At 63.1% G+C, this 8,005-nt stretch carries 9 protein-coding genes; all 9 read left to right on the top strand.

Going from position 1 to position 8,005, the window contains the following annotated elements; genetic code table 11:
* Positions 1 to 408, top strand: a 408-nt coding sequence (locus tag Y707_RS23280) for an extracellular solute-binding protein (RefSeq protein ID WP_035780239.1), incomplete at its 5' end; no start/stop codon positions are given.
* On the top strand, positions 380 to 1,315 hold the full coding sequence (locus tag Y707_RS0103990; protein ID WP_026534123.1) for a carbohydrate ABC transporter permease: 936 nt from the start codon (positions 380 to 382) through the stop codon (positions 1,313 to 1,315). The genes Y707_RS23280 and Y707_RS0103990, both read left to right, overlap by 29 nt.
* A complete protein-coding gene (locus Y707_RS0103985; protein WP_026534122.1) occupies positions 1,312 to 2,127 on the top strand; it encodes a carbohydrate ABC transporter permease in 816 nt (271 codons plus the stop codon). The genes Y707_RS0103990 and Y707_RS0103985 overlap by 4 nt, the downstream gene beginning before the upstream one ends.
* Before the next feature lie 56 nt (positions 2,128 to 2,183).
* The gene (locus Y707_RS0103980; RefSeq protein WP_026534121.1) at positions 2,184 to 3,200 is read left to right on the top strand and encodes a Gfo/Idh/MocA family protein; all 1,017 of its coding nucleotides are present in this window, start codon (positions 2,184 to 2,186) and stop codon (positions 3,198 to 3,200) included.
* Between the two features lie 34 nt (positions 3,201 to 3,234).
* The gene (locus Y707_RS0103975) at positions 3,235 to 3,639 is read left to right on the top strand and encodes a tautomerase family protein (RefSeq protein WP_026534120.1); all 405 of its coding nucleotides are present in this window, start codon (positions 3,235 to 3,237) and stop codon (positions 3,637 to 3,639) included.
* 140 nt (positions 3,640 to 3,779) lie between these two features.
* Positions 3,780 to 4,751 (top strand): 5-dehydro-2-deoxygluconokinase, encoded by a 972-nt coding sequence (iolC, locus tag Y707_RS0103970; RefSeq protein ID WP_026534119.1) that lies wholly within the window; start codon positions 3,780 to 3,782, stop codon positions 4,749 to 4,751.
* Positions 4,748 to 5,761 (top strand): Cgl0159 family (beta/alpha)8-fold protein, encoded by a 1,014-nt coding sequence (locus Y707_RS23275; RefSeq protein ID WP_253905049.1) that lies wholly within the window; start codon positions 4,748 to 4,750, stop codon positions 5,759 to 5,761. Before iolC ends, Y707_RS23275 begins: the two co-directional genes overlap by 4 nt.
* A gap of 18 nt (positions 5,762 to 5,779) precedes the next feature.
* Entirely contained in the window at positions 5,780 to 7,705 is a 1,926-nt protein-coding gene (gene iolD / locus Y707_RS0103960) for a 3D-(3,5/4)-trihydroxycyclohexane-1,2-dione acylhydrolase (decyclizing) (protein ID WP_035780256.1), read from the top strand.
* Positions 7,702 to 8,005 (top strand): aldehyde dehydrogenase family protein (locus Y707_RS23270; protein WP_035780237.1); only part of this gene is annotated, 304 nt, incomplete at its 3' end. The genes iolD and Y707_RS23270, both read left to right, overlap by 4 nt.

Below are 8,005 nucleotides of genomic sequence, written 5' to 3'. Positions count from 1 at the left end.
ATGGCTCCGCCGCCGGTCGAAGCAGGGGACCCGCCGGTCACCACTGGCGGTACCGGTCTGCCGTTTGCCATCACCAGCGGCAGCGAGCACCCGGATGCCGCCGCCGCGTACATCGACTTCATCACCTCCGAGGAAGCCATGCAGGTACTGGCGGACACCGGCAACGTTCCGGTGCTGAATACAGCTTCCTATGCACCTGAATCGGGCGTGCTCAAGGACGTCTACGAGGTGTATGGAGAGGTCACCAGTGAGGGAAGCCTGCTGCCCTACCTCGACTACGCCACGCCGACCATGGGCGAAACACTCGGAGCGGCTTTGCAGGGACTGATCGCCGGCCGGTTGACGACCGAAGAATTCCTCCAGGAGGCACAAGCCGACTATGAAGAGTTCACCAGCTCAGGCAGCTGAGCTGGGACCGGGGGCCGGCACGCGGCGCCGGCCCTCGGTTGCGGCACACTCACGGCTCACTCCGTACCTCTACCTGCTGCCTGCCTTGGCGGTCTACGGCGCCTTCATGATCTACCCGCTGATCCGCGCCGTTCAGTTGTCGCTCTATGAATGGGACGGGCTGAGCCTGGCCACCTTCGTGGGGTTCGCGAACTACCAGGAGGTGTTGACCGATCCGGAGCTGCGTGCCTCCTTCGCGCATGCGCTGGTGCTGATTTTCTTCTACTCCGTACTCCCGGTCGTCATCGGCCTGATGCTCGGAGCCGTCCTGCACCGGGCCCGGGTGCGTGGCCTCGGCGCCTTCCGTACGATCGTCTTCCTCCCGCAGGTGATTGCGCTGGTCGTTGTGGCCATCGCCTGGCGCCAAATCTATGCCCCCGACGGCACCCTGAACTCCGTGCTGGAAGCGGTCGGCCTGGACCAGTTGGCGCGTCCCTGGCTGGGCGATTTCGTGCTGGCGCTTCCCGCCGTCGGCCTGATCGGGACCTGGGTGCAGACCGGTCTGGTGACGGTGTTGCTGCTGGCTGGAATGAGCCGGATACCGGGGGAGCTGTACGAATCCGCCCGCCTCGATGGCGCCGGTCCGGTCCGCGAATTCTTCGCCGTGACGCTCCCTGCGGTCCGGGGCGAGATTGTCGTGGCGCTGACGCTGACGATTATCGCCGCATTGAAAACGTTCGACCTGATCTACGTCACCACCGGGGGAGGCCCCGGCAATTCGACGTCGGTGCCCTCCTATGAAGTGTTCCGCAGGGCTTTTGAACTCGGACAGGTCGGCTCGGCGGCAGCCATCGCCATTGTGCTGACCATCATGATCTTCGCGATCAACCTGATTGTGAACCGTATCGGCGAGAGGGAAAGTGCATGATCGCCCGCTCCGAACGGTTGATGAATTACCTAATGCTCTTCTTCTTCGCCGCCATGGCCCTGGGTCCGATCCTGATCATCCTCAGCAACGCACTTGCTCCGCAGGGGTCCGACGCCGGCAATGGGTTCCTGGGGCTTCATCCCGGCAACTTCGTCGACGCCTGGCAGCAGGGAAACTTCTCCAGCTACATGCTGACCTCGGTGACTGTCGCGGTGATCGTCGTCTCGGCGTCGGCGGTGCTGTCGATTCTGGCAGGTTACGCATTTGGGACCATGACCTTCCCCGGTTCGCAGGTTCTGTTCTACGTCTTCCTGCTCGGCATCATGGTTCCCAGCGAAGCCATTGTGGTGCCGCTGTTTTTCGATCTCCGGGCTGTTGGACTGACCAACACACTGTGGGCGATCGCGTTGCCGCAGATAGCCCAGTCCGTGGCTTTCGGCACGTTCTGGATGCGGGCCAGTTTCCGATCCTCCAGCAAGGCGCTGCTGGAGGCGGCGACCCTGGACGGTGCAAGTTCATTCCGCACGCTTTTTTCCATCCTGCTGCCCGTGGCGCGTCCCGCCGTCGTGACACTGGTCGTGCTGACCTTCATGTGGACGTGGAATGAATTCCTGATTCCGCTGGTGATGTCGCCCAACGGCGATCTCCGCACGGCACCGCTCGCGTTGGCATTCTTCCAGGGCCAGCATGTCCAGGAAACCGCGCTGCTGGCGGCCGCCGCCGTGCTGGTGGCTCTGCCGGTCGTCATCGTCTACTTGTTCCTGCAGCGGCACTTCATCCGCGGCATGCTGGAAGGTTCCGTCCGCGAGTAGTCCGTGAAAAGATAGGTTGTCAGGACAATTGATGAACTATCTCAACCGGAGGAACCATGAAGGAACTTACCCTTGGCCTGGTCGGCGTAGGCCGTATCGGCGTCATGCATGCACGCAATATCGCCGCCCTTGAAGGCACCCTGCCGGACGTCAAAGTGAAACTCCGGCTTACCGATGTGGCGGCCGACCATGCCAAGCGGGTGGCAGCCGACCTCGGCGCCGAGTTCGTCCCCAGCGTCGAGGAACTGCTCGCCACCGGGGTGGATGGACTGGTTATCGCCGCCGGAACGGCCGTGCATCCTGAGTTGATTATGGCCGGCGTCGATGCAGGGATTCCGGTCTTCTGCGAGAAGCCGGTCGCCGTCAATGTTGCCGAATCGCTCCCCGTCCTCGACTACGTGGAGGCGCATAACGGCGTCGTCCAGATCGGTCATCAGCGCCGCTTCGACGCAGGCTATTTGGAAGCCAAACGCGCCTTTGGTGCCGGTGAACTCGGATGGATCCACTCCTTGCGGGCCGTCACCTGCGACATGACTCCGCCGCCCGTCTCGTTCCTGGCAACATCAGGCGGGCTGTTCTGCGATTGCTCGGTCCATGACTTCGATATCCTGCGCTGGCTCACCGGCCGCGAAATCGTTGAGGTCTATGCCAAGGGCAGCAACAACGGCGACCCGGAGATCGGAGCCGTTGGGGATGTTGATACGGCGCTGGCAGTGGTCACGTTCGACGACGGCACGGTGGCCACCGTTTCAGCCTCGCGTTACAACGGGGCCGGCCACGACGTCCGGTTGGAGATTCAGGGTTCGCAGTCCTCGCTGCTGGTCGGACTTGATGAACAGTTGGCGTTGAGGTCGGCAGAGGCGGGCGTGCCCTTCCCCTCCGGTGCGCCGCACCAGACCTTTATCGAGCGGTTTGAACAGGCTTATCAGGACGAAATGGCCGCTTTCGCGGACCTGATCCTGGGTAACCGCACGAATCCCTGCCCACCCCAGGATGCTGTTGCCGCCTCCCGGGTGGCCGATGCTGCGCAGGAATCTCTGGAGACGGGGCTCCCGGTAACAGTAAAACTTTGATAGTATGACAGGACAAACTATCCAAGGAGTGGAAATGCCGCTTGTGCGTATTGATGTCAATGCCGGCAGAGACGCCGTCGAGCTGGAAGCTATCAGTGACCGGATCCATGCCGCCATCGTTGACGAGTACGGCATCCCGGGCCGGGACCTTTTTCATATCGTCTCCGAGCACCCCGCCGGCCAGATCCGCGCGCAGGATGCGGGGCTGGGGTTCGACCGCAGCTCCGGGGTGGTGATGATTCAGATCTTCACGCAGACCGGGCGCAGCCAGGAATCCAAGACGGGGCTGTTCACCCGGATCGCGGACGAGCTTGGCGAGGTGGGGATTGCGGGCGAAGACGTCTTCATCGGATATGTCGAAAACTCGCCCGGCGATTGGTCGTTCGGATTCGGCCGTGCCCAGTATGTAACCGGGGAGCTTGGCGTACCCGCTTTTTAGCTTGTCCGTATGTCAGTACAAACATTTGACAGGACAATGGAATCTATTGCAGAGTAGTTCTGTGCTTCGAATCACAAGCGGTTCGGTGCTGGTGCACCTTTTAGAAGTCACAGCGGAAACAGGAGAGGCGGGCGAGCAGCGTGACCCACGACGTATTGACCATCGGTCGGATCAGCGTTGACATTTATCCCGAAGACATTGGCGTTGGGCTCGAAGATGTATCAACGTTCCGGAAGTACCTTGGCGGATCACCCACCAACGTAGCGGTGGCCGCAGCCCGGCACGGACGTGCATCGGCAGTCATCACCCGTACGGGTATCGACCCGTTTGCCACCTACCTCCATCAGGAACTGAGGAAGTTTGGCGTGGATGACCGGTTCGTCTCCGAGGTGGAAGTCTGGCCGACGCCGGTTACGTTTTGTGCGATCCGTCCGCCGGAGGATTTCCCGCTCTACTTCTACCGCACGCCCACCGCGCCGGACTGGCAGATCCGCGAGGATGAGCTTGATCTCGGTGCCATCCGCTCGGCGGGAATCTTCTGGTCCACAGTCACCGGTCTTGCTCAGGAACCGAGCCGCCAGGCCCACATGGCAGCCCACGCGGCCCGGCCGCGCAAGGAGCTGCAGCCCGGCCAGTTCACCATCCTTGATCTTGACTACCGGCCGATGTTCTGGGACTCGGAACAGGAAGCGCGCGACGCCGTCGCCCATGTTCTTCCCGAGGTGACCGTAGCGATCGGCAACGACAAAGAATGCGCCGTCGCGGTAGGTGAAGGAACCCCCGATGAGCAGGCGGACCGGCTGCTGGCGGCCGGCGTCGAAATTGCCGTCGTCAAGCTTGGCTCTGAAGGCGTAATGGCTGCGACCAAGGACGAACGGGTTGTTTCCGCTCCGGTTCCGGTGGAGACATTGAACGGCCTCGGTGCCGGCGATGCCTTTGGCGGAGCGTTCTGCCACGGACTGCTGGCCGGCTGGCCATTGGAGCAGGTGCTTGACTATGCGAATGCCTCCGGCGCCATTGTCGCCTCCCGGCTCTCCTGCGCCGATGCGATGCCGACCCCCGATGAGGTCAAGTCGCTGCTGGCCGAGCGTGGACGCAAGGTGCTGGCGTGACGACAAATCCAGTACTGAGTAAGATTTCCGGCCCGCACCGCTACCGGGACCTCACCGACATCCGGTTGGAAGACCCGGACGCGGTAAGCCGCGCCGCCTCGAACCGGCGACCGCATCCCGGGCCACGCTCCGGCAGCCAGAACTTCATCGTTGCGGCCGACCACCCCGCCCGCGGAGCCCTCGCAGTAGGGGACAACCCGACGGCGATGGCCGACCGGCACGATCTGCTGGACCGGTTGCTGGTCGCCTTGGAGAATCCGGCCGTCGATGGCGTCCTCGCCTCCCCGGACATCCTTGACGACCTGCTTCTGCTGGGCGCACTCGACGGCAAACTGGTCTTCGGCTCGATGAACCGTGGCGGTCTCACCGGACTGGTCAACGAGATTGACGACCGGTTCACCGGCCATACCGCAAAGGCGCTCGCAGAGATCGGCGCCACCGGCGGCAAAATGCTCACCCGAATCTGCCTGCAGGACCCCGCAACGGTTTCGGCGCTGGAAGCCACGGCACGCGCCGTCGACAGTCTCGCCGAGCGCAAACTCGTCGCCATGGTGGAGCCGTTCCTTTCAGTCCGGGACAACGGCAGGATCCGCAATGACCTCAGCACCGACGCCGTCATCAAGTCGGTCGCGATTGCCTCGGCGTTGGGCTCCACGAGTGCCTATACCTGGATGAAATTGCCCGTGGTGGCTGACATGGAACGGGTGATGGCGGCAACCACGATGCCGACCGTGCTCCTCGGCGGCGACCCCAATGGCACGCCCGACGACGTCTTCGCCAGCTGGGAAGCGGCGCTGGCATTGCCCGGTGTGCAGGGCCTGACCGTTGGCCGCACGCTGCTCTATCCGCGGGACGGGGATGTCGCTGCGGCGGTGGCCACTGCCGCGTCACTGCTCAATCAAAACAATCGCGACAATCGCGACAATCGCGACAATCGCGACAATCGCGACAATCGAAACAATGAAGACACGGTCGGCAGCGGCATCAAGGCAGAGGGAATTACGGAGTAACTCATGACAAACCGCACAATGTCCGTGGGCCAGGCCCTGGTCGAATTCCTGTCCCGGCAGTACACCGTGGACCAGGTCGGCAACCAGGAGTACCGCGAACGGCTCATCCCGGGAATGTTCGGGATTTTCGGTCACGGAAACGTGGCCGGTGTGGGCCAGGCCCTCAAGCAGTACCAGGTGACCGATCCGACGGCCATGCCGTACTACCAGGGCCGCAATGAACAGGGGCTGGTGCATCAGGCGGTCGGCTTCACCCGGATGCAGCGCCGGCGGTCAACCTACGCGGTCACCGCATCGGTGGGACCGGGCTCTACCAACATGCTGACCGGCGCGGCGCTTGCGACCATTAACCGGCTGCCGGTACTGCTGCTGCCCAGCGACACCTTCGCCACCCGCGCCCCGGACCCGGTGCTGCAGCAGCTGGAACGCCCGGACGCCTATGACATTTCCGTCAACGACGCTTTCCGGCCACTGTCGAAATACTTCGACCGGGTCTCCCGACCGGAACAGCTCTTCTCCGCCATGTTGAACGGTCTGCGGGTCCTCACGGATCCGGCGGAAACCGGCACCGTCACGATTTCCCTGCCGCAGGATGTGCAGGCCGAAACCATGCAGGTGCCGGAGGAATTCCTCGCCGAACGGGACTGGCGCATCCGCCGCCCCGAACCGGAGGAAGCCGACCTGCGTGCAGCCGCGGATGCCATCCGCAACGCCAAACGCCCCCTGATCGTCGCCGGCGGCGGAGTGCTGTACGCCTACGCCACCGACGAGCTGGCTGCCTTTGCCGAAGCGACTGGAATCCCGGTGGGCAACACCCAGGCAGGCGTCGGCGTCCTCCCGTGGGACCACCAATTCTCGCTGGGCGCCATTGGTTCAACCGGCACGACGGCGGCCAACAAGCTGGCAGCCGAAGCGGACCTGATCATCGGAATTGGCACCCGCTACGAGGACTTCACCACAGCCTCGCGGACAGCCTTCGCCAACCCGGACGTCCGCTTCGTCAATATAAACGTCGCCCCGCTGGATGCCTACAAGCACGGCACCTCCATCCCCGTGGTGGCGGACGCCCGCAAGGCACTGGTGAAGCTGACCGGTATGCTCGGCGGCTACCGCACCGGCGCCGATCTCGAGCAGGCCGTCGCCGCTGAGAAGAAGAACTGGGACGGCATTGTCGACGCCGCGCACAGCAAGCGCCACACGCCGCTTCCCGCGCAGGCCGAAATCATCGGCGCGGTCAACAGCATCTCGGAACCACGCGACGTCGTCGTCTGCGCAGCCGGCTCCCTCCCGGGCGACCTGCACAAAATGTGGCGGGTGCGGGACTCTTCCGGCTATCACGTGGAGTACGGCTTCTCCTGCATGGGATACGAAATCGCCGGCGGCATCGGTGTGCGGCGGGCCGCGCCGGACCGGGACGTATTCATCATGGTCGGTGACGGTTCCTACCTGATGATGCACACGGAGCTGGTTACCGCCGTCGCTGAGAAGATCAAGGTCATCGTGGTGCTGATCCAGAACCACGGTTACGCCTCCATCGGTTCGCTGTCGGAGGAGCTGGGCTCGGAGCGATTCGGCACTAAATACCGCTACCTCGACGAGGAGCAGCACAGCTTCGACGCCGGTGACACGCTCCCGATTGATCTGGCCACCAATGCCGAATCACTCGGCGTGAAGGTGCTCCGCGTGGAACCTGGCGAGAACACCATCAGCGATCTGGAAGAGGCTCTCCGCCAGGCCAAGGCCTCGGATCCTGCCAATGGGCCGGTGCTGGTGCACGTCAATTCAGACCCGCTGATTCCCGCTCCCGATTCAGAATCCTGGTGGGATGTTCCCGTCGCGGAGACCTCGGAGCTGGAATCAACGCAAGAGGCATACAAAATCTACAAAGACCACAAGGCAGGACAGCGCCCGCTTCTGGGCCAAGGACGTAAGGAGCTCTCATGACGAATACGATTGCGCATTTTATTAATGGTGAGTCGACTTCCGGTACGGGTGACCGTACGCAGGATGTCTTCAATCCGGCGACGGGGAAGGTCACTGGCCAGCTGCGGTTGGCGGGTCAGGACGATATTAAGAGTGTCGTCGCGGCGGCGCGGAACGCGGCGGATTCCTGGTCGCAGGTGTCGCTGTCGAAGCGCACCGGCATCTTGTTCAAGTTCCGTGAGTTGTTGTCCGCGCATGTGGATGAGCTGGCGGCGATTGTCACCTCCGAGCATGGCAAGGTCCTCGCCGATGCGAAGGGCG

The organism is Arthrobacter sp. H14 (genome assembly GCF_000520495.1).
In the GTDB taxonomy this organism is placed as follows: domain Bacteria; phylum Actinomycetota; class Actinomycetes; order Actinomycetales; family Micrococcaceae; genus Arthrobacter_C.
Note: the sequence above shows the minus strand (reverse complement) of the source record. Positions and strands in the feature narration are given on the sequence as shown.